Raw genomic sequence first — 18,894 nt, forward strand, 5'->3', positions numbered from 1 at the left:
CATTGCGCACCTGCTCGTGGCAGGCCGGGTGAGTGTCCGGCGGTGGCCGGCGGCAAGCCGTTGTACGGCTCATTATTATTGAGACTAACTGCAACGCCTTGTGTTTGAAGTCCCTTCGTCTGCTTGTAAGAACCGCTTTACGACGGCACTCTCTATGTCAGAGCCTCTAATAAAGCATAGCCGCCCGGATTTTCGCTGGAGAACTGCTGATGACCGATATTGATGCACGCTTGCGCGAGGACGTTCACCTGTTGGGTGAGCTGTTGGGCAACACCATTCGTGAACAGTACGGGGACGGCTTTCTCGACAAGATCGAGCAGATCCGCAAAGGCGCCAAGGCCGACCGTCGCGGCTCGATGGACGCCGAACTCAGCGCCAGCCTCAACCAGTTGAGCGAAGGCGAGTTGCTGCCGGTGGCGCGGGCGTTCAACCAGTTCCTCAACCTGGCCAATATCGCCGAGCAATATCAGCTGATTCACCGCCGCGAAGAGTCGCAGCCCGCGCCGTTCGAAGCCCGGGTGTTGCCGGAACTGCTCGCTCGCCTGCTGGCTGCGGGGCATGCCCCCGAATCCCTGGCCCGGCAATTGGGGCGCCTGGAAATCGAACTGGTATTGACCGCGCACCCCACCGAAGTGGCGCGTCGCACACTGATCCAGAAGTACGACGCGATCGCCGCGCAACTGGCCGCTCAGGACCACCGTGACCTGACCACCGCCGAGCGCGAGCAGATCAAAACCAGATTGCAGCGTCTGATCGCCGAAGCTTGGCATACTGAAGAAATCCGTCGCACCCGGCCGACGCCGGTAGACGAAGCCAAGTGGGGCTTCGCGGTGATTGAGCATTCGCTGTGGCAGGCGATTCCCAACTATTTGCGCAAGGCCGATCAGGCCCTGCATGCGGCCACCGGCCTGCACCTGCCACTGGAGGCCGCGCCGATTCGCTTTGCCTCATGGATGGGCGGCGACCGCGACGGCAACCCTAATGTCACCGCCGCCGTGACCCGCGAAGTGTTGCTGCTGGCGCGCTGGATGGCCGCCGATTTGTATGTGCGCGACGTCGATCACCTCGCCGCCGAATTGTCGATGCAGCAGGCCAGCGACGCCTTGAAAGCCAAGGCTGGTGACAGCGCCGAGCCTTACCGCGCGGTGCTCAAACAGTTGCGTGAACGCCTGCGGGCGACCCGTAACTGGGCCCACGCCTCCCTGACGGCAACCACGCCGGCATCCGCCGATGTGCTGCAAAACAACCGCGACCTGTTGGACCCGCTGGAGCTGTGCTACCACTCGCTGCATGAATGCGGTATGGGCGTCATCGCCGATGGCCCGTTGCTCGATTGCCTGCGCCGCGCGGTGACGTTCGGGCTGTTTCTGGTGCGCCTCGATGTGCGCCAGGACTCCTCGCGCCACACGGCGGCCATGACCGAAATCACCGATTACCTTGGCCTGGGCCGTTATGAGGACTGGAGCGAGGAAGAGCGCATCGCCTTCCTGATGCGCGAACTGAACAATCGTCGGCCGTTGCTGCCGGCGTACTTCAAACCGTCTGCCGACACCGCCGAAGTGTTGGCGACGTGCCGGGAAATCTCCGCGGCACCGGGGGCTTCCCTTGGCTCGTATGTGATTTCCATGGCCGGTGCCGCTTCCGACGTGCTGGCCGTGCAATTGCTGCTCAAAGAATCCGGTGTATTGCGGCCGATGCGCGTGGTGCCGCTGTTCGAAACCCTTGCCGACCTCGATAACGCGGGCCCGGTGATCGAGAAACTCTTGCTGCTGCCGGGCTATCGCTCGCGCCTGCAAGGGCCACAAGAGGTGATGATCGGCTATTCCGACTCGGCCAAGGACGCCGGCACTACCGCGGCGGCCTGGGCGCAGTATCGGGCCCAGGAGCGGCTGGTCGACATCTGCCGCGAGCAACAAGTGGAGCTGCTGTTGTTCCACGGTCGCGGCGGCACCGTGGGCCGTGGCGGTGGCCCGGCCCACGCGGCGATTCTGTCGCAGCCGCCGGGGTCGGTGGCGGGGCGCTTCCGCACCACCGAACAGGGGGAAATGATTCGTTTCAAATTCGGCCTGCCGGACATCGCCGAGCAGAACCTCAATCTGTACCTGGCGGCGGTGCTGGAGGCGACCTTGCTGCCGCCACCACCTCCTGAGCCTGCCTGGCGGCATTTGATGGACGAATTGGCCGCCGATGGCGTCAAGGCTTACCGTGCCGTGGTGCGGGAGAACCCGCAGTTCGTCGAGTATTTCCGCCAGTCCACCCCAGAGCAGGAGTTGGGGCGTTTGCCGTTGGGCAGCCGCCCGGCCAAGCGCCGCGCCGGCGGAATCGAAAGCCTGCGCGCGATTCCGTGGATCTTCGGCTGGACCCAGACGCGCCTGATGCTGCCGGCCTGGCTTGGCTGGGAAGCGGCGCTGAGCAAGGCGCTGGAGCGCGGCGAAGGGGCGTTGCTGGGGCAGATGCGCGAGCAATGGCCATTCTTCCGTACCCGCATCGATATGCTGGAAATGGTGCTGGCCAAGGCCGACGCCGATATTGCCCGGTCTTACGATGAGCGCCTGGTCGAGCCGGATCTGCTTCCTTTGGGTGCGCATTTACGCGACCTATTGTCGCAGGCTTGCTCGGTGGTCCTGGGGCTGACGGGTCAGTCGCAACTACTGGCACACAGCCCAGACACCCTAGAATTCATCCGCTTGCGCAACACCTACCTCGACCCGCTGCATCTATTGCAGGCCGAGCTGTTGGCCCGTTCGCGGCAGCAGGATGAGGCGCAGGGCAGCCCGGTAGAACAGGCGTTGCTGGTGTCTGTGGCGGGGATTGCCGCCGGTTTGCGAAATACCGGCTAAGGTTTTCGTCGTGGGGACAGGCACCCGGCGCGAGCGTCGAGTGCCTGCGGGCGAGCGGTCGAAAAGGTCTGTCACGCGACAGTTAATGATGGGGTTGCGACTTGGGTTACCCTTTCGCAGGGGCTCCTCAGGCGCGGGTTTCTCCGACTTTCGGCGGCTTGTGTGGGCAGGGTCTGCTGTGTATCTTGATCAGCCTTTGGCCGTTTGGGCGGTCGCGATCCTATTTTTGAGATTGGCCCCACGAGGCGAATCTGACGTTATCTATATAAAAAATTGAGGAGCACATCGATGCGCGTCATTCTGCTGGGAGCTCCCGGGGCCGGTAAAGGTACTCAGGCTAAGTTCATCACCGAGAAATTCGGCATTCCGCAAATCTCTACCGGCGACATGCTGCGTGCTGCCGTAAAAGCCGGTACCGAGCTGGGCCTGATCGCCAAGAGCGTCATGGACAGCGGTGGTCTGGTTTCCGATGACCTGATCATCAATCTGGTCAAGGAACGCATCAGCCAGGCCGATTGCGCCAACGGTTTCCTGTTCGACGGTTTCCCGCGCACCATTCCTCAGGCTGAAGCCCTGGTGAAGGCCGGTGTCGAACTGGATCACGTGGTCGAAATCGACGTCAAAGACGAAGAAATTGTCCAGCGTATCGCCGGTCGTCGTGTTCACGAGGCTAGCGGTCGCGTGTACCACATCGTCTACAACCCGCCGAAAATTGCCGGTAAAGACGACAGCACCGGTGAAGAGCTGGTGCAGCGCAAAGACGATACCGAAGAAACCGTGCGTCATCGCCTCTCGGTCTACCACGCCCAGACCGAGCCACTGGTGAAGTTTTACCAGGAGCTGTCCAACGCTCAAGGCAAGCCGAAGTACAGCCACATCGAAGGTGTTGGCTCGGTAGAAGCGATCACCGGCAAGGTGCTTGAAGCACTGAGCTGAAAAGTCTGATCGGCTTCATCTTCTACGGCCCGCTTGCGGGCCGTAGTTGTTTATACTGGCGCACTTTTTCTGACCTTTCTTACGGAAACATCGATGAGCACCTTGCTGGCCCTGGACACCGCGACCGAAGCTTGCTCCGTTGCCTTGCTGCATGACGGCAAAGTCACGAGCCATTACGAGGTGATCCCGCGCCTGCATGCGCAAAAGCTGCTGCCGATGATCCAGCAACTGCTGGCCGATGCCGGGACCACCCTGCAAGCGGTCGATGCCATTGCGTTCGGCCGTGGGCCGGGCGCGTTCACTGGGGTGCGGATCGCCATCGGCGTGGTGCAGGGGCTGGCGTTTGCGCTGGATCGTCCGGTGTTGCCGGTCTCCAATCTGGCGGTACTCGCCCAGCGGGCTCATCGCGAACACGGTGTCAGCCAGGTCGCGGCGGCCATCGATGCGCGCATGGATGAGGTGTATTGGGGGTGCTACCGCGAAACGGCGGGGGAGATGCGGCTGGTGGGCAACGAAGCGGTACTGCCACCGGAAGTCGCCGCGCTGCCGGCCGATGCCAGCGGCGAGTGGTTCGGCGCGGGCACCGGTTGGGGATATGCCGAGCGCATTGCCGTCAACCTGAGCGGCCAGGACGCGGGCATGCTGCCTCACGCCGAAGACCTGCTGACCCTGGCGCGTTTTGCCTGGGAGCGCGGTGAGGCGATCGTGGCCGATGAGGCTCAGCCGGTTTATTTGCGCGATAAAGTCGCGACGCCCAAAGCGCGTTAATTCCCAAGACCGAGCGGGTCCAATCGCGGACAAGTCGGATCGCCGCACCGCCGCTCCCACAGGGTTTGCGGAGATCCTGTGGGAGCGGGCTTGCCCGCGATGGCGGTCTACCAGCCAGTGCCAATCGTCATTTTCTCTCCTGCGCTTTTAAACCTTTTGTCTTTTATGTGTTCTAGTTATCACTCGGCAGTTTGCGAAGTGGGTGATGTGCCACTAAGCTGCCATCATCGATACCGAGCATGCACTTATGCGTATAGACGGCCTTTCCTCCCAGTCCTACCCCATCAAGCGCAAGCCCCGCAAAGGCCCTGTGGCGGATGACGACTACGTCGATATCGACGGCGAGCTGGAAATTCCTTCCGAAGAGCAGTTGGCCGCCCGTGCCGCCAAAGCCTCTGCGCAACGCCTGAGCAATCTCCCCGCGCGTCAACAAGACATGATTTATCACCGCGCCATGAGCAAAAGTGTGGCGATGGCACTGGCCAGTTACCTGAGCACCGCCACTTTTGTCGATTGGGATGCGGATGTACTGGGTCTCGACCTGTACATCTGATGGCGCTGCCTTACTACCTCGGCTGCCCGTCCTGGAGTGAAAACGCCTGGCGCGAGTACTTGTATCCACAAGACGCCAGGCCCGCCGAGTTTCTCAATCTTTATTCTCAAGTGTTCAACGCCGTGGAAGGCAATACGACCTTCTACGCGAGCCCCTCTGCCGCCACCGTGCAGCGCTGGGCCGACACCATGCCCGCACACTTTCGCTTCACCGCCAAGTTCCCCGGCGACATCAGCCACAGCGGCGACTTGCGCGATCAACTGACCGCCGCCGAGACCTTCCTGCAATTGCTCAGTCCTCTGGGTGAGCGTGTTTCTCCCGTCTGGCTGCAATTGTCCAAAAGCTTCACCCCTCAACGACTGTCGGAGCTGGCCGGCTTTATCGATGCAGTGGACCGGCCCTTGGCGGTCGAAGTGCGGCATGACGAATTCTTCGCCAAGGGCGATGCCGAGCGGATGCTCAATCGCCTGCTGCTGGATCGTGGTGTCGAGCGCATCTGTCTCGATCCGCGAGCGCTGTTCAGCTGCACCTCCACCGATCCGTCGGTGCTCCACGCCCAATCGAAAAAGCCCAGGGTACCGCCTCGCCCCGCTGCGTTTACTCAGTTTCCACAGGTGCGTTTCATTGGCCATCCTGTGCTTGAAGCCAACGACCCGTTCCTGGTGCCGTGGGTCGAGAAAATCGCCGTCTGGATCGAAGAGGGGCGCACGCCCTATATCTTCCTGCACACCGCCGACAACCTGCTGGCAGCGAAACTCGCACAACGTTTTCATGCACAACTGATGTTACGTTTGCCTGGCCTGCCGCCGCTGCCTGAGTTATACAGAGAACCCGCCGCCGAGCAACTTGGCTTGCTTTGAAGCGGCCTCGTTCCCTGATGTCAGTCCGTTAAGGCGAGAAACCTGTGGGATTGCGTTTAACTGACTGGCATCAGCTTCGTTTTCCCCTTTTCAGGAGTCTGCCAATGGATGCGCAAACCCTTCGAGCCCAGGCGTTCAAAGCACTGCACGAACGCGAGGGCGCTTTTGTCATTCCCAACCCCTGGGACGCCGGCTCGGCGAAAATGCTCGCCAGCCTGGGTTTCGAGGCGCTGGCGACTACCAGCGCCGGTTGTGCCTTTTCCCAAGGCCGCCCCGATGGTGGGTTGACGCTCGACGATACCCTGGCGAACGTTCGGGCGATTGTCGCGGCCACTGATCTGCCGGTAGCGGTGGATCTCGAAAACGGTTTTGCCGACGCCCCCGCCGACTGCGCCCAAAGTATTCTTCGTGCCGCCCAGGCCGGTGCCGTCGGTGGTTCGATCGAAGATGCCACGGGGCGTGAGGAGGGTCCGATCTACTGTTTCGAACATGCCGTGGCGCGCATCGAAGCCGCCGTTGCAGCGGCTCGCAGCTTGCCTTTTCCGTTTGTGCTGACGGCGCGTGCCGAGAACTTTTTGCACGGCAATCCTGACCTCGACGATACCATTCGCCGTTTGCAGGCATTCGCCGAGGCGGGAGCCGACGTGCTTTACGCACCGGGCTTGCGCAGCGCTGAAGAGGTCTTGGCGGTGGTTCGCGCCGTGGCGCCGAAACCGGTCAATGTGCTGATGTCCGGCGGGCTCAAACTGACGGTGGCGCAATTGAGTGAAATGGGCGTCAAACGCATCAGTGTCGGTTCGGCCCTGGCGCTGGCGGCGTATGGCGAGTTCTTGCGCGCCGCAGAGGAAATCCAGCAACACGGGACCTTTGGCTTCACTTCCCGGTCGATGCCGTTCCAGAAGGCCAATCAATTGTTCAAAGGCTGACGATGCGGTTTCGGTGGGGGCTGTTGCTGGTGCTGTTGATCATCGGCGCTGCCGGGTTGAGCGTCTGGCGCGGCTGGGTTTCCATTCCCCAACAATGGAACCCATGGGCGCCGCTGGACGTAAAGGCCAAACCGAACCTGCTGACCCGCTACAAACTGATGCGTCTGCGCGATGATCCGCAGTTGTGCGACCAGGCCCTGAGCAGCTCCGGGTTACGTGTAAGCCGTCAGGCCGACAGCCCGGACGCGGCTTGCCCATTGACCAACACCTTGCGCGTGCAAGGCGGCGAGGCGGCGCTGAGCAGCAGTTTCCTCGCCAGTTGCAGCCTGGCGGTGGCGTTCGCCTTGTTCGATCGCCACGCCCTGCAACCGGCGGCTCAGGCGGTCTACGGGCAGGCGGTGAAACGGGTCGACCATCTCGGCAGCTTCGCTTGTCGCAACGTCTACAACCGCGAAAACGGTAGACGCAGCCAGCATGCCACGGCCGATGCCCTGGATATCAGCGGATTCCGGCTGGCGGACGGCCGATTAATCAGCGTGCTCAAGGATTGGCCTAAGGACAATCAGGACGCGAGATTTCTCCATCAGGTCCGCGACGGCGCGTGCGATATGTTTAGTGTGGTGTTGAGCCCGGACTACAACGCCGCCCATCGCAATCACTTTCATGTGGATGTCGGGCCGTGGTGGCGGTGTCGCTGAGGGTTAGGCGGCGATGCGCAGGTTCTGCAGAACGATCGGGCGTGCCCAGCCGTTATCGAAATCGAGTTGTTTCTGTTGTTCCACCAGTTCCTCGGGCGAGAACGGCGGGAACGGTTTGTCCAGCAGGTCGAGTTCGAACTCGGCGATCGGCAGATGCAGCGGACGCGGTTGCGGTGCGGTGCCTGGCTCTGGCAGCGGTTGACCGGCGGTGAGCACGATCGGGCGAACCCAGCCGCTCTCGAAGTCCTGTTGTTGCTGTTGCGCGACGATTTCTTCCGCTGGAAACGGCGGGAATGGCTTGTCGGCCAAATCCATTTCGAACTCGGCAATCGGCAGGAACAGTGGCTCTGGCGGGCGGACCGGGGTTTCTGTGACGTTGCATTCACGCTGAGAGACGATGTGTGCCAGCAGCTCGCTGCCGACGGTCGGTTCGACCGGGCTGTCGATATCGACCGGCGGAAAGTTGAGAGACTCCGGCACGACATCGCCCGACTGATCGGCCAGGGCCTGGGCAAAAAAATCCTGCCACAGGTGACTGACGCCGCTCAGTGCTTGGGAATTTCGCAGGCCAAAATCGCCGTGGGGCGAGATGTAGCCTATCGATGTGCGTTGAATGTCTGACATTTCTCTCGGTCGACGCTCAGCTCTGGCAAAATGCTCGATAGTTTGGTTATCGGCCGTTTTTGCCGATCATTAATTTTTTGAGCGTGTTTTCCCATGATTGAGCAACCTGCGGCTTGCCGTATCCATGTCGAGGCCTTGGGCACGACTTTCCAGCCACAGGCCGAGCAATGGGCCGAGCGCCTGGGATTGCCGTTGCAGGTGGAGGACGGCGAGTTTGCCTTGCAGGTGGGTGAGCAGGGGTTGCAGCTGCAACAACTCGGGCCGGACGCTCCGGGGCCGGTGCGGGTGGATTTTGTCGAGGGCGGCGCGGCCCATCGTCGGTTGTACGGCGGCGGCAGCGGCCAGATGATCGCCAAGGCGGTTGGTGTCGCTCAAGGCGTGCGCCCGCGGGTGCTGGATGCCACGGCGGGGTTGGGCAAGGACGCGTTCGTACTGGCCAGCCTGGGCTGCGAGATGAGCCTGATCGAGCGCCAGCCGCTGATCGGCGCTTTGCTTGAAGATGGCCTGGCGCGTGGCGCGGAAGATTTCGACGTGGCGCCGATCGTGGCGCGGATGCGTTTGCTCAAGGGCAATTCGATCGAGGTGATGCGCAACTGGGAGGGTGAGCCGCCGCAGGTGATCTACCTCGACCCGATGTTTCCCCATCGCGAGAAAACCGCGTTGGTGAAGAAGGAAATGCGCCTGTTCCGGCCGCTGGTCGGCGACGACCCGGATGCGCCAGCCCTGCTCGAAGCGGCGTTGGCCCTGGCCAGTCACCGGGTGGTGGTCAAGCGCCCGCGCAAGGCGCCGTGCATCGACGGGCCGAAGCCGAGTCATGCGCTGGATGGCAAGTCCAGCCGCTACGACATTTATCCGAAGAAAGCGCTCAAGCCCTGATTCGATACTGATCGTTCCCACGCTCTGCGTGGGAATGCCTCAATGGACGCTCTGCGTCCGCTTCGAAAGGGACGCGGAGCGTCCCGGGCTGCATTCCCACGCAGAGCGTGGGAACGATCATCAGGCTAACCCCGGCCGATAAGCCCGCATAAACAACCCCACCACTTCCCGCACATGGGCTTCGGCCGCATCCCCGGTCACCGGCTCACCACAGCCGTACAGCAACCGGAAATTCCCCGCGCCCTTGAGCAGGCAAAAGAAGTGCTCGGCGGCGTTACGCGGTTTATCGATGCTCAACGCGCCGCTCTGATCGACCTTGATCAGCAACCGCTCCATGCCATGCAGCATGCGTTCTGGCCCGGCCTCGAAGAAAATCAGCGAGAGCTTCGGGTCCTGGCTGCCCAGCGTCATCATCAGCCGGTGCAGGTTCACCGATTCGTCGCTGTTGATCAATTGATGAAAACCGCGCGCGATGTTCAGCAGCACGGTTTCCACCGTAATGCCGTCCGGCAATTCAAAAAACAGCGGTGGCAGTTGTTCTTCGCATTTGGCCACCACGGCGGCGGAGAACAGCGTCTCCTTGTCGTTGAAGTGGCTGTAGACCGTCAGTTTCGACACGCCGGCCTCGGCCGCCACGTTATCCATGCTGGTGTTGGCGTAACCCTTACTCAGAAACAGGATTTTCGCCGCATCGAGGATTGCCTGGCGCTTGGCCAGATCCTTGGGACGGCCTGGACCGCTGGGTGTTGAAAGATTGTCTGACATTTTTCGCTTTAATACTGGACTGGTGAGTTTGCTATTAATAACATACTGGTCAGTATAATTATTCCAAGCACCATTAGCGAAAGGTCCTTCACCATGCTGCGCTATGCCTTGCCCCTCGCGTTGCCGGTCAGTCTGGCTTTTTTATTGTCGGCGTGTGGCCATGAAGAGGCGCCTCAAGTCACCGTGCGTCCGGCCATGGTGGTGCAGCCAGAGCCTTCGGCGCAGGCCATGGAAAGTTTTCCCGGTGAAGTCCGCGCGCGCTATGAGCCTGATCTGGCCTTTCGCATTGGTGGCAAAGTCACCCGACGACTGGTCGAGGAGGGGCAGCGGGTCAAGGCTGATCAACCCCTGGCGGAGCTCGATCCTCAGGACGTACGCCTGCAACTGGAAGCCACCCGTGCCCAGGTCGCGGCCGCCGAGGCCAATCTGAGCATGGTGCGTGCCGAGCGTGATCGCTACAAGACGCTGATGGAGCGGCAGATGGTCAGCCGTTCGCAGTACGACAATGCGGAAAACCTCTACCGTTCCGGTGAAGCACGTCTCAAGCAAATCAAAGCCGAATTCAATGTCTCGACCAACCAGGCCAGTTACGCCGTGCTGCGTGCGCCACAGGATGGCGTAGTGGCCAAGCGTGCGGTTGAAGTCGGGCAAGTGGTAGCGGCCGGGCAAACCGTGTTTACCCTCGCCACCGACGGCGAACGCGAAGTCTCGATCAGCCTGCCGGAGCAGAGCTTCGGCCGCTTCAAGGTCGGTCAGCCGGTTTCGGTGGAACTCTGGACCCAACCCGATCAACGTTTCAGCGGACGCATTCGTGAACTGTCGCCCGCCGCCGATCCCAAATCCCGCACCTTCGCCGCCCGTATCGCTTTTACCGCCGGCAAGGTTCCCGCCGAGCTGGGCCAGAGCGCCCGGGTGTTCATCCAGACCGCCGAAGTAGTGGCGTTGTCGGTGCCGCTGTCGGCGGTCACCGCGGAAAACGGTGCCACCTATGTGTGGGTGGTCAGCGCCAACAACACCTTGAAAAAAGCCCCGGTGCGGGTCGGTGCATTCGGCGAGAAAACCGTGCCGGTGCTCGAAGGCCTGAACGCCAGCGACTGGGTGGTGGCCGCCGGTGTTCATGTGCTTCACGACGGGCAGCAAGTGCGCCCGGTGGATCGCTCCAACCGCGTGGTCAATCTGGCGCACAAGGAGTAATCCCCGATGGGTTTCAATCTTTCCGAATGGGCGCTGCGTAACCGCCAGATCGTACTGTTCCTGATGCTCTTGCTGGCTGTCGTCGGCGCGTTGTCCTACACCAAACTCGGCCAAAGCGAAGACCCGCCGTTCACCTTCAAGGCCATGGTGATTCGCACCAACTGGCCGGGGGCCACGGCCGAGGAAGTGTCGCGCCAGGTCACCGAGCGTATTGAAAAGAAACTGATGGAAACCGGCGAGTACGAACGGATCACCTCGTTCTCCCGCCCGGGGGAGTCCCAGGTCACATTCATGGCTCGGGACTCCATGCATTCGGTAGAAATCCCGGACCTCTGGTATCAGGTCCGCAAGAAGGTCAGCGACATCCGCCAGACCCTGCCACCGGGCATCCAGGGGCCGTTTTTCAACGATGAATTCGGCACCACCTTCGGCAACATCTACGCCCTGACCGGCGAAGGCTTTGATTACGCAGTGCTCAAGGATTACGCCGACCGCATCCAGATCCAGCTGCAACGGGTCAAGGATGTGGGCAAGGTCGACCTGCTCGGTCTGCAGGACGAGAAAATCTGGATCGAACTGTCCAACGTCAAACTGGCCACCCTCGGGTTGCCGTTGGCGGCGGTACAGCAGGCGCTTGAAGAGCAGAATGCGATGTCTACCGCAGGCTTCTTCGAAACCACCAGCGAGCGTTTGCAGCTACGGGTCTCGGGGAATTTTCAGACGGTCGACGAGATAAAGAACTTCCCGATCCGCGTCGCTGATCGCACGTTCCGCATCGGTGATGTAGCGAACGTTCGTCGCGGTTTCAACGATCCACCGGCGCCGCGCATGCGCTTCATGGCCGAAGACGCCATCGGTCTGGCGGTGGCCATGAAGGACGGTGGCGATATTCTGGTATTGGGCAAGGCGCTGGAAATCGAGTTCGCCAGGATCCAGCAAAACCTCCCGGCCGGCATGCAACTGCGCAAAGTGTCCGATCAACCCGCCGCGGTGAAAACCGGTGTCGGCGAGTTCGTTCAAGTGCTGGTGGAGGCCTTGGCGATTGTGTTGCTGGTGAGCTTCTTCTCCCTCGGCGTGCGCACCGGCATGGTCGTGGCGCTGGCGATTCCGCTGGTGTTGGCGATGACCTTCGCCTGCATGTATTACTTAGGGATAGGTCTGCACAAGATTTCCCTCGGCGCGCTAGTGCTGGCGCTGGGCTTGCTGGTGGACGACGCGATCATCGCCGTGGAAATGATGGCGATCAAAATGGAGCAGGGTTTCGACCGGATCAAGGCCGCCAGCTATGCCTGGACCAGCACCGCGTTCCCGATGCTCACCGGTACGCTGATCACCGCCGCCGGTTTCCTGCCGATTGCCACCGCGCAATCGGGCACTGGCGAATACACCCGCTCGATCTTCCAGGTGGTGACCATCGCGTTGCTGGCGTCGTGGGTTGCCGCCGTGGTTTTTGTGCCTTATCTGGGGGAAAAACTCCTGCCGGACCTGGCGAAAATTCACGCCGCCAAACACGGCACCGGCGACGGCCAGCCCGACCCTTACGGCACGCCGTTCTATCAGCGCGTCAGACGGCTGGTGGAGTGGTGCGTGCGCCGGCGCAAAACGGTGATCGTCCTGACCATCGTGATGTTTGTCGCGTCCGTGGTGCTGTTCCGTTTCGTGCCGCAGCAGTTCTTCCCGGCTTCGGGGCGTCTGGAATTGATGGTCGACCTGAAACTGGCCGAAGGTGCGTCCCTGAGCAACACCGCAGAAGAGGTCAAACGTCTCGAGGGGCTGCTCAAGGATCACGCCGGGATCGACAACTATGTGGCTTATGTCGGCACCGGTTCGCCGCGTTTCTACCTGCCGCTGGATCAGCAACTTCCGGCAGCGAGCTTCGCCCAGTTTGTCGTCCTGGCCAAGACCATCGAAGACCGCGAAACCCTGCGCACCTGGCTGATCGAAACCCTCAACGAACAGTTCCCGGCCCTGCGCTCGCGGGTTACGCGGCTGGAGAACGGCCCGCCGGTTGGTTATCCGGTGCAGTTCCGGGTCACTGGTGAACACATTGCGGACGTCCGCGCCCTGGCGCGTAAAGTCGCGGCCAAGGTTCGCGAGAATCCCCATGTGGTCAATGTGCATCTGGACTGGGAAGAGCCGAGCAAAGTCGTTTACCTGAATGTCGATCAGGACCGCGCGCGAGCGCTGGGTGTGAGCACGGCGAACCTCTCGGGTTTCCTGCAAAGCTCGCTGACCGGTGCCAGCGTCAGCCAGTACCGCGAAGATAACGAATTGATCGAGATCCTGCTGCGCGGCACGGTGCATGAGCGCACCGAACTGGCATTGCTGCCAAGCCTGGCCGTGCCGACCGACAATGGTCGCAGCGTGGCGCTGTCGCAGATTGCAACGCTGGAATATGGCTTCGAAGAAGGCATCATCTGGCACCGTAATCGCCTGCCCAACGTGACGGTTCGCGCCGACATCTATGGCAAGGAACAGCCGGCGACGCTGGTGCAGCAAATCATGCCTACCCTCGATCCGATTCGCGCCGAACTGCCGGACGGCTATCTGCTGGAGGTCGGCGGTACGATGGAGGACTCGGCCCGTGGGCAGAACTCGGTGAAGGCCGGCGTGCCGCTGTTCATCGTGGTGGTGCTGACGTTGCTGATGCTGCAACTGCGCAGTTTCTCACGCACCGTCATGGTGTTTCTGACCGCGCCGCTGGGATTGATCGGCGTGACCCTGTTCCTCATGGTGTTCCGTCAGCCGTTCGGTTTTGTGGCCATGCTCGGGACCATCGCCTTGTCCGGGATGATCATGCGTAACTCGGTGATTCTGGTGGATCAGATCGAGCAGGACATCGCCGCTGGGCTGAAACCGTGGCAGGCGATCATCGAGGCGACGGTGCGACGTTTCCGGCCGATTGTGCTGACTGCGCTCGCTGCCGTGCTGGCGATGATCCCGCTGTCACGCAGCGTGTTCTTCGGGCCGATGGCGGTGGCGATCATGGGTGGGCTGATTGTGGCGACGGCGCTGACGCTGCTGTTCTTGCCGGCGTTGTATGCGGCGTGGTTCAGGGTCAAGAAAGAGCCCGTTTGATCTTGGCGACCTCGACCTCGTGGTTTGGCTCACCGCATTCCCTTGTAGGGGCTGCCGAAGGCTGCGATCTTTTGATCTTGAAATCCATATGAGGATCAAGATCAGAAGATCGCAGCCTGCGGCACAGCTCCTACATGTATTTCAGATCCGTCTGATATTGAGTCAGAGCAAGGGCGGTGCTGTACTCAAGACTCGGTTTCGTGAGTTTTTGAGACAGCAATGATGAAAAAGCCGCCCATGCTGAAGGGCAGATCCGATCCGGTGTTCGATCGGTTGGGGCAATCGCCCAATAAGGAGCGCCTCTCGGACTACCTCGCACTGCTCAAGCCTCTGGACGATCAGGGGCGTTATCTTCCATTCGATGACTTGCGCTACCGCTGGGCGCCGGGGCTGGACTCGAATCTGTGCTGGGCCTTGGTTAAAAAAGCCCGGACCGCCCAGTACTCAACCCTTCTGCCATTGGGCGAGCCTGTCCAATGGGGCCGCTTCGTGCTCACGCCGCTGGCGCAGAAAGCTATTTCTGCCGTCGATCGGCAAGCGACAACGGCAGCGCTGGAACACATGACCAGCCAGATCGGCGAGCATGCGCATTTCAGCTACCTGCTCAACGATCTGATTGAAGATGAAGCAATCAGCAGCAGCCAACTCGAAGGTGCTGCGACCACTACTCGAGTGGCAAAAGATATGCTCAAGCGAAAGCGGCTGCCGCGTACGCCGGATGAGCGGATGGTCATCGGCAACTACAAAATGATGAACTTCGCCTGGGAAAAGCGTTATGAACCCTTGAGCGTCGAGCTGATTACGGCAATGCATTGTGTCGGCGTCGAGGGCATCGACGACACTCAATATTCACCTGGGGCTTTCAGGGCCAACGATGATGTGGTGGTGCAGGATGGCGAGGGCAATACCGTGCATACACCGCCGCCCGCAGCGGGGCTGGTGTCACGACTGCAGGTGCTGTCGAATTGGATCAATCAATCCCACAACGACCCCTATCAAGTGGATTATCTTCATCCGTTGATAAAAGGCATCGCCCTGCATTTTGCGTTGGGCTATGAGCATCCTTTTCGCGACGGCAACGGCCGGGTCGCGCGGGCGCTGTTTTACTGGTTCATGTTCAAGAATGACTTCTCGGCCTTTCGCTATATAGCGATCAGCATTTTGCTGCGCAATGCGCCGGTGAAATATGGCCGCTCGTATCTGAATACGGAAGCTGATGAGCTGGACCTGACTTATTTCATCGATTTCCAGTGTTCGGTGATTCTGCGTGCTGTCAGTGGTTTTACTGAGGCTTATCGGAAAAGTCTGGCTTATGCCGAGAACTTTGATCGATGGTTGTTGGCATCCGGTTTTTTCGACCAATTGACCGAGAGACAGCGAGCTGTATACCAAGTGGCCAAGAGTGGAATGGCCAAGGAATTTACGGCGGTCAATGTGAAGGAGAATCTGGCCTGCTCTTACAACACTGCGTCAGCGACCTTGAATGGGTTGGTTGAGTTGAACGTATTCGAGAAGAGGAAGATGGGCAGGGAATGGGTGTTCTTTTTGCGCGGAGCACCGTAGGCGCTGGCTTGCCAGCGATGGTTGCCATCCTCAGTCCGTGACGCAAATGAAAAGCCCGCTGAACCTTTAAAGGTCAGCGGGCTTTTTGGTTGAGTCTGATTGTTCCCAGAGCGTGGGAACAATCAGGTTACGGGTCAGAACAATATCTTCGCTACATCCGCAAAGCGCTTGGCAAAGTGCACGGTAATCCCTTCCTTCAAGTATTCCGGCAGCTCTTCGAAATTACCGCGATTGGGCTCCGGCAAAATCAGTTCATTGATCTTCTGCCGACGCGCCGCGATGACTTTCTCACGCACGCCGCCAATCGGCAGTACATGCCCGGTTAGCGTCAGTTCGCCGGTCATGGCCACGCCTTTTTTCGGCGGCTGGTTGCGGGCGAGCGAGAGCAGGGCGCTGGCCATGGTCACGCCGGCGCTCGGGCCGTCTTTCGGCGTGGCGCCTTCCGGTACGTGGAGGTGGACGAAGGCTTCGTCGAAGAACGTCGGATCACCGCCAAATTGCTTCAGATGGGAGCTGACGTAGCTGTAGGCAATTTCCGCCGACTCTTTCATCACGTCCCCCAGTTGCCCGGTGAGTTTAAAGCCGCGGTTGAGGGTGTGAATGCGCGTGGCTTCGATCGGCAGGGTGGCGCCGCCCATGCTGGTCCAGGCCAGCCCAGTGATCACGCCGACGCCGGACAGCACTTGCTCGTTGCGGAACACTGGCCGGCCGAGTGAGGCTTCCAGGTCTTTCGGGCCGAGTTTGATCACCGCTTTCGGTTCGTCGATGAGCTTCATCACGGCCTTGCGCACCAGTTTGCCGAGGTTTTTTTCCAGCTGTCGCACGCCGGCTTCACGGGCGTAGCCGTCGATCAGCGCTTTAAGGGCGTTGTCACTGATGGACAGGCTGCTTTTGGACACGCCGGCCTTTTCCAGCTGTTTCGGCCATAGGTGACGCTTGGCGATGGCGACTTTTTCTTCGGTGATGTAGCCCGACAGGCGAATCACTTCCATCCGGTCCAGTAACGGGCCGGGTATTGAATCCAGGGTGTTGGCGGTGCAGACGAACAGCACTTTCGACAGGTCCAGGCGCAAATCCAGGTAGTGGTCGAGGAATTCGACGTTCTGTTCCGGGTCGAGGGTTTCCAGCAGCGCCGAGGCGGGGTCGCCCTGGTAGCTCTGGCCCATTTTGTCGATCTCGTCGAGCATGATCACCGGGTTCATCACTTCGACGTCTTTCAACGCGTGGACGAGTTTGCCCGGTTGCGCGCCGATGTAAGTGCGGCGGTGGCCCTTGATCTCGGCTTCGTCACGCATGCCGCCGACGCTGAAGCGATAGAACGGCCGGCCCAGGGTTTCGGCGATGGATTTGCCGACACTGGTCTTGCCCACGCCCGGTGGGCCTACCAGCAACACGATGGAGCCGCTGATCTCGCCTTTATAGGCACCGACTGCGAGGAATTCGAGGATGCGGTCCTTGATGTCGTCGAGGCCGGCGTGGTGTTTGTCCAGCACCTTGCGTGCGTGTTTGAGGTCGAGTTTGTCCTCGCCGTACACGCCCCACGGCACCGAGGTCGCCCAGTCGAGGTAGTTGCGGGTCACTGCGTATTCCGGCGAACCGGTCTCGAGGACCGACAGCTTGTTCATTTCCTCGGTGATGCGTTTCTGCGCCTGGGACGGCAGCACCTTGCCCGTCAGACGTTGCTCGAACTGCTCGATATCGGCACTGCGGTCGTCCTTGGTCAGGCCCAGCTCTTGCTGGATGACCTTGAGCTGTTCCTTGAGGAAGAACTCGCGCTGATGCTCGCCGATCTTGCGGTTAACTTCGGCGGAAATCTCTTTCTGCAAGCGCGCGACTTCGACTTCCTTGCGCAGCATCGGCAGGACTTTTTCCATGCGCTTGAGCATCGGCACGCAGTCGAGCACTTCTTGCAACTCACTGCCAGTGGCCGAGGTCAGCGCGGCGGCGAAGTCGGTCAGCGGCGACGGATCGTTGGGGCTGAAGCGGTTGAGGTAGTTCTTCAGCTCTTCGCTGTACAGGGGGTTGAGCGGCAGCAGTTCCTTGATCGCGTTGATCAGCGCCATACCGTAGGCCTTGACCTCATCGGTCGGCTCGGTGGGCTGGTGCGGGTATTCGACTTCCACCAGGTACGGTGGGCGATGGTGTTTGAGCCAGGCTTTGATGCGCACCCGGGTCAGGCCCTGGGCGACGAATTGCAGTTTGCCGTTTTCGCGACTGGCGTGGTGCACTTTGACCAGGGTGCCGTATTCCGGCAGGGCTTTGGTGTCGAAGTGGCGAGGATCTTCCGGGGGCGTGTCCATGAAGAACAGGGCCAGGGAGTGGTGGTCGGATTGACTCACCAGTTCGAGGGTTTCGGCCCACGGCTCTTCGTTGACGATCACCGGCAGTACTTGCGCCGGGAAGAAGGGCCGGTTGTGGATCGGGATGATGTAGACCTTGTCCGGCAGGTTCTGGCCAGGCAGGGCGAGGCCTTTGCCGGTGACGTGGTGTTCGGCGTTGTCTGTTTCGGTGTATTCGCTCGCGTCTTCAGGGAATTCTTGCTGGTCGGTCATGGGGCACCTGCGCAATAGGGTATGGGTCTTAGATGGGGCAGGTGGGGGGTGGTTTCAATGGGCCTGGGTATTTCAGCGTGTGTGTTCAGGGTTTTGACAGGTCTTGGCAGTCTGACAGCTAACCAATCTCTTGCAGATTCACACGGTTCAACTGTGGGAGCGGGCTTGCCCGCGATGGCTGAGTGTCAGTCAACATCAAGGTTGAATGTTAATCCGTCATCGCGGGCAAGCCCGGCTCCCACAGGGATTAGCTGTGTGGCGCAGGCTTCGGCACGGCCACGTTATCCAGCATCCGGTTCACCGCCAGTTCTGCCAGCATGACGATCTGTTGAATCGCCATCGCCGTGTGCCGGTGCGGCCCTTCCAGATACCCCGCAAAATCACTCGCCATCACACTGGCCTGGGCCAATGATTCACAGGTGTGGGCCAACAGGTCTTCGTCTTTGATATCCGGCGCAACCCTATACATCGTGCTCGGCTTGCGGGCCACGGGGGATTTGAGGGCGGATGGGTTGGGCGAAACGTTTTCGGTTTCTGGTGTAAACATGGCGATGCTCCAAATAAGGAATGGAAAAGCACCAAGTAAAAATTCAGGCCGCGACGCCCGATCGCTGATTTGCAGCGACCCCCAAAGCCTATCCACCTCACTTCCGACCGACAA

General features: G+C 60.6%; 15 protein-coding genes. 11 read left to right on the forward strand and 4 right to left on the reverse strand.

From position 1 onward, the window contains the following. Positions 1–209: 209 nt before the first annotated feature. The 7 genes from ppc to AACY49_RS04885 all read left to right on the forward strand — a co-directional run bounded on the left by ppc (position 210) and on the right by AACY49_RS04885 (position 7,581). Entirely contained in the window at positions 210–2,840 is a 2,631-nt protein-coding gene (gene ppc, locus AACY49_RS04855; RefSeq protein ID WP_339522002.1) for a phosphoenolpyruvate carboxylase, read from the forward strand. Between the two features lie 288 nt (positions 2,841–3,128). Next, positions 3,129–3,776: an adenylate kinase gene (gene adk / locus AACY49_RS04860; RefSeq protein WP_258699250.1), complete on the forward strand. Its 648-nt coding sequence runs from the start codon at positions 3,129–3,131 to the stop codon at positions 3,774–3,776. A gap of 93 nt (positions 3,777–3,869) precedes the next feature. After that, positions 3,870–4,544, forward strand: a complete 675-nt coding sequence (tsaB, locus tag AACY49_RS04865) for a tRNA (adenosine(37)-N6)-threonylcarbamoyltransferase complex dimerization subunit type 1 TsaB (RefSeq protein ID WP_339522003.1) — start codon at positions 3,870–3,872, stop codon at positions 4,542–4,544. A 247-nt stretch (positions 4,545–4,791) separates the two neighbouring features. Beyond that, positions 4,792–5,097: a hypothetical protein gene (locus tag AACY49_RS04870; RefSeq protein WP_339522004.1), complete on the forward strand. Its 306-nt coding sequence runs from the start codon at positions 4,792–4,794 to the stop codon at positions 5,095–5,097. Further along, complete coding sequence (locus tag AACY49_RS04875; protein ID WP_320393411.1) at positions 5,097–5,957, forward strand: DUF72 domain-containing protein; 861 nt, start codon at positions 5,097–5,099, stop codon at positions 5,955–5,957. The genes AACY49_RS04870 and AACY49_RS04875 overlap by 1 nt, the downstream gene beginning before the upstream one ends. A gap of 104 nt (positions 5,958–6,061) precedes the next feature. Further along, positions 6,062–6,883 carry an isocitrate lyase/PEP mutase family protein gene (locus AACY49_RS04880; protein WP_258699254.1) on the forward strand — a complete coding sequence of 274 codons (822 nt, stop codon included), beginning with the start codon at positions 6,062–6,064 and terminating at the stop codon, positions 6,881–6,883. 2 nt (positions 6,884–6,885) lie between these two features. Continuing rightward, positions 6,886–7,581, forward strand: coding sequence for an extensin-like domain-containing protein (locus AACY49_RS04885; RefSeq protein ID WP_339522005.1), 696 nt, complete (start codon positions 6,886–6,888; stop codon positions 7,579–7,581). Positions 7,582–7,584: 3 nt separating this feature from the next. Here AACY49_RS04885 and AACY49_RS04890 read toward each other — a convergent pair whose 3' ends face one another. After that, positions 7,585–8,205, reverse strand: coding sequence for an energy transducer TonB (locus tag AACY49_RS04890; protein ID WP_339522006.1), 621 nt, complete (start codon positions 8,203–8,205; stop codon positions 7,585–7,587). A gap of 93 nt (positions 8,206–8,298) precedes the next feature. Between AACY49_RS04890 and AACY49_RS04895 the strand changes: the two genes are divergently transcribed. After that, positions 8,299–9,081, forward strand: a complete 783-nt coding sequence (locus tag AACY49_RS04895; protein ID WP_445262625.1) for a class I SAM-dependent methyltransferase — start codon at positions 8,299–8,301, stop codon at positions 9,079–9,081. Between the two features lie 120 nt (positions 9,082–9,201). On the opposite strand, the gene AACY49_RS04900 is transcribed toward AACY49_RS04895, so the two are convergent. After that, the gene (locus AACY49_RS04900) at positions 9,202–9,846 is read right to left on the reverse strand and encodes a TetR/AcrR family transcriptional regulator (protein WP_339522008.1); all 645 of its coding nucleotides are present in this window, start codon (positions 9,844–9,846) and stop codon (positions 9,202–9,204) included. A 93-nt stretch (positions 9,847–9,939) separates the two neighbouring features. Between AACY49_RS04900 and AACY49_RS04905 the strand changes: the two genes are divergently transcribed. The 3 genes from AACY49_RS04905 to AACY49_RS04915 all read left to right on the forward strand — a co-directional run bounded on the left by AACY49_RS04905 (position 9,940) and on the right by AACY49_RS04915 (position 15,681). Continuing rightward, entirely contained in the window at positions 9,940–11,040 is a 1,101-nt protein-coding gene (locus AACY49_RS04905) for an efflux RND transporter periplasmic adaptor subunit (protein ID WP_258699258.1), read from the forward strand. A gap of 6 nt (positions 11,041–11,046) precedes the next feature. Then, positions 11,047–14,118: an efflux RND transporter permease subunit gene (locus AACY49_RS04910; protein WP_339522011.1), complete on the forward strand. Its 3,072-nt coding sequence runs from the start codon at positions 11,047–11,049 to the stop codon at positions 14,116–14,118. A gap of 222 nt (positions 14,119–14,340) precedes the next feature. Then, complete coding sequence (locus tag AACY49_RS04915) at positions 14,341–15,681, forward strand: Fic family protein (RefSeq protein ID WP_339522301.1); 1,341 nt, start codon at positions 14,341–14,343, stop codon at positions 15,679–15,681. A gap of 134 nt (positions 15,682–15,815) precedes the next feature. On the opposite strand, the gene lon is transcribed toward AACY49_RS04915, so the two are convergent. Together lon and AACY49_RS04925 are read right to left on the reverse strand one after the other, a co-directional pair. Then, positions 15,816–18,233, reverse strand: a complete 2,418-nt coding sequence (gene lon / locus AACY49_RS04920; protein ID WP_258699260.1) for an endopeptidase La — start codon at positions 18,231–18,233, stop codon at positions 15,816–15,818. A 247-nt stretch (positions 18,234–18,480) separates the two neighbouring features. Further along, the gene (locus tag AACY49_RS04925; protein ID WP_339522014.1) at positions 18,481–18,780 is read right to left on the reverse strand and encodes a DUF6124 family protein; all 300 of its coding nucleotides are present in this window, start codon (positions 18,778–18,780) and stop codon (positions 18,481–18,483) included. Positions 18,781–18,894: the final 114 nt, after the last annotated feature.

Source organism: Pseudomonas sp. EL_65y_Pfl2_R96 (genome assembly GCF_963970905.1).
Taxonomy (GTDB): Bacteria; Pseudomonadota; Gammaproteobacteria; order Pseudomonadales; family Pseudomonadaceae; genus Aquipseudomonas.

Excerpts from the sequence above, each read along its gene's own strand:
- ppc (WP_339522002.1), top strand. The coding sequence starts at position 210 with ATGACCGATATTGATGCACGCTTGCGCGAGGACGTTCACCTGTTGGGT.
- adk (WP_258699250.1), top strand. The coding sequence starts at position 3,129 with ATGCGCGTCATTCTGCTGGGAGCTCCCGGGGCCGGTAAAGGTACTCAG.
- tsaB (WP_339522003.1), top strand. The coding sequence starts at position 3,870 with ATGAGCACCTTGCTGGCCCTGGACACCGCGACCGAAGCTTGCTCCGTT.
- AACY49_RS04870 (WP_339522004.1), top strand. The coding sequence starts at position 4,792 with ATGCGTATAGACGGCCTTTCCTCCCAGTCCTACCCCATCAAGCGCAAG.
- AACY49_RS04875 (WP_320393411.1), top strand. The coding sequence starts at position 5,097 with ATGGCGCTGCCTTACTACCTCGGCTGCCCGTCCTGGAGTGAAAACGCC.
- AACY49_RS04880 (WP_258699254.1), top strand. The coding sequence starts at position 6,062 with ATGGATGCGCAAACCCTTCGAGCCCAGGCGTTCAAAGCACTGCACGAA.
- AACY49_RS04885 (WP_339522005.1), top strand. The coding sequence starts at position 6,886 with ATGCGGTTTCGGTGGGGGCTGTTGCTGGTGCTGTTGATCATCGGCGCT.
- AACY49_RS04890 (WP_339522006.1), bottom strand. The coding sequence starts at position 8,205 with ATGTCAGACATTCAACGCACATCGATAGGCTACATCTCGCCCCACGGC.
- AACY49_RS04895 (WP_445262625.1), top strand. The coding sequence starts at position 8,299 with ATGATTGAGCAACCTGCGGCTTGCCGTATCCATGTCGAGGCCTTGGGC.
- AACY49_RS04900 (WP_339522008.1), bottom strand. The coding sequence starts at position 9,846 with ATGTCAGACAATCTTTCAACACCCAGCGGTCCAGGCCGTCCCAAGGAT.
- AACY49_RS04905 (WP_258699258.1), top strand. The coding sequence starts at position 9,940 with ATGCTGCGCTATGCCTTGCCCCTCGCGTTGCCGGTCAGTCTGGCTTTT.
- AACY49_RS04910 (WP_339522011.1), top strand. The coding sequence starts at position 11,047 with ATGGGTTTCAATCTTTCCGAATGGGCGCTGCGTAACCGCCAGATCGTA.
- AACY49_RS04915 (WP_339522301.1), top strand. The coding sequence starts at position 14,341 with ATGAAAAAGCCGCCCATGCTGAAGGGCAGATCCGATCCGGTGTTCGAT.
- lon (WP_258699260.1), bottom strand. The coding sequence starts at position 18,233 with ATGACCGACCAGCAAGAATTCCCTGAAGACGCGAGCGAATACACCGAA.
- AACY49_RS04925 (WP_339522014.1), bottom strand. The coding sequence starts at position 18,780 with ATGTTTACACCAGAAACCGAAAACGTTTCGCCCAACCCATCCGCCCTC.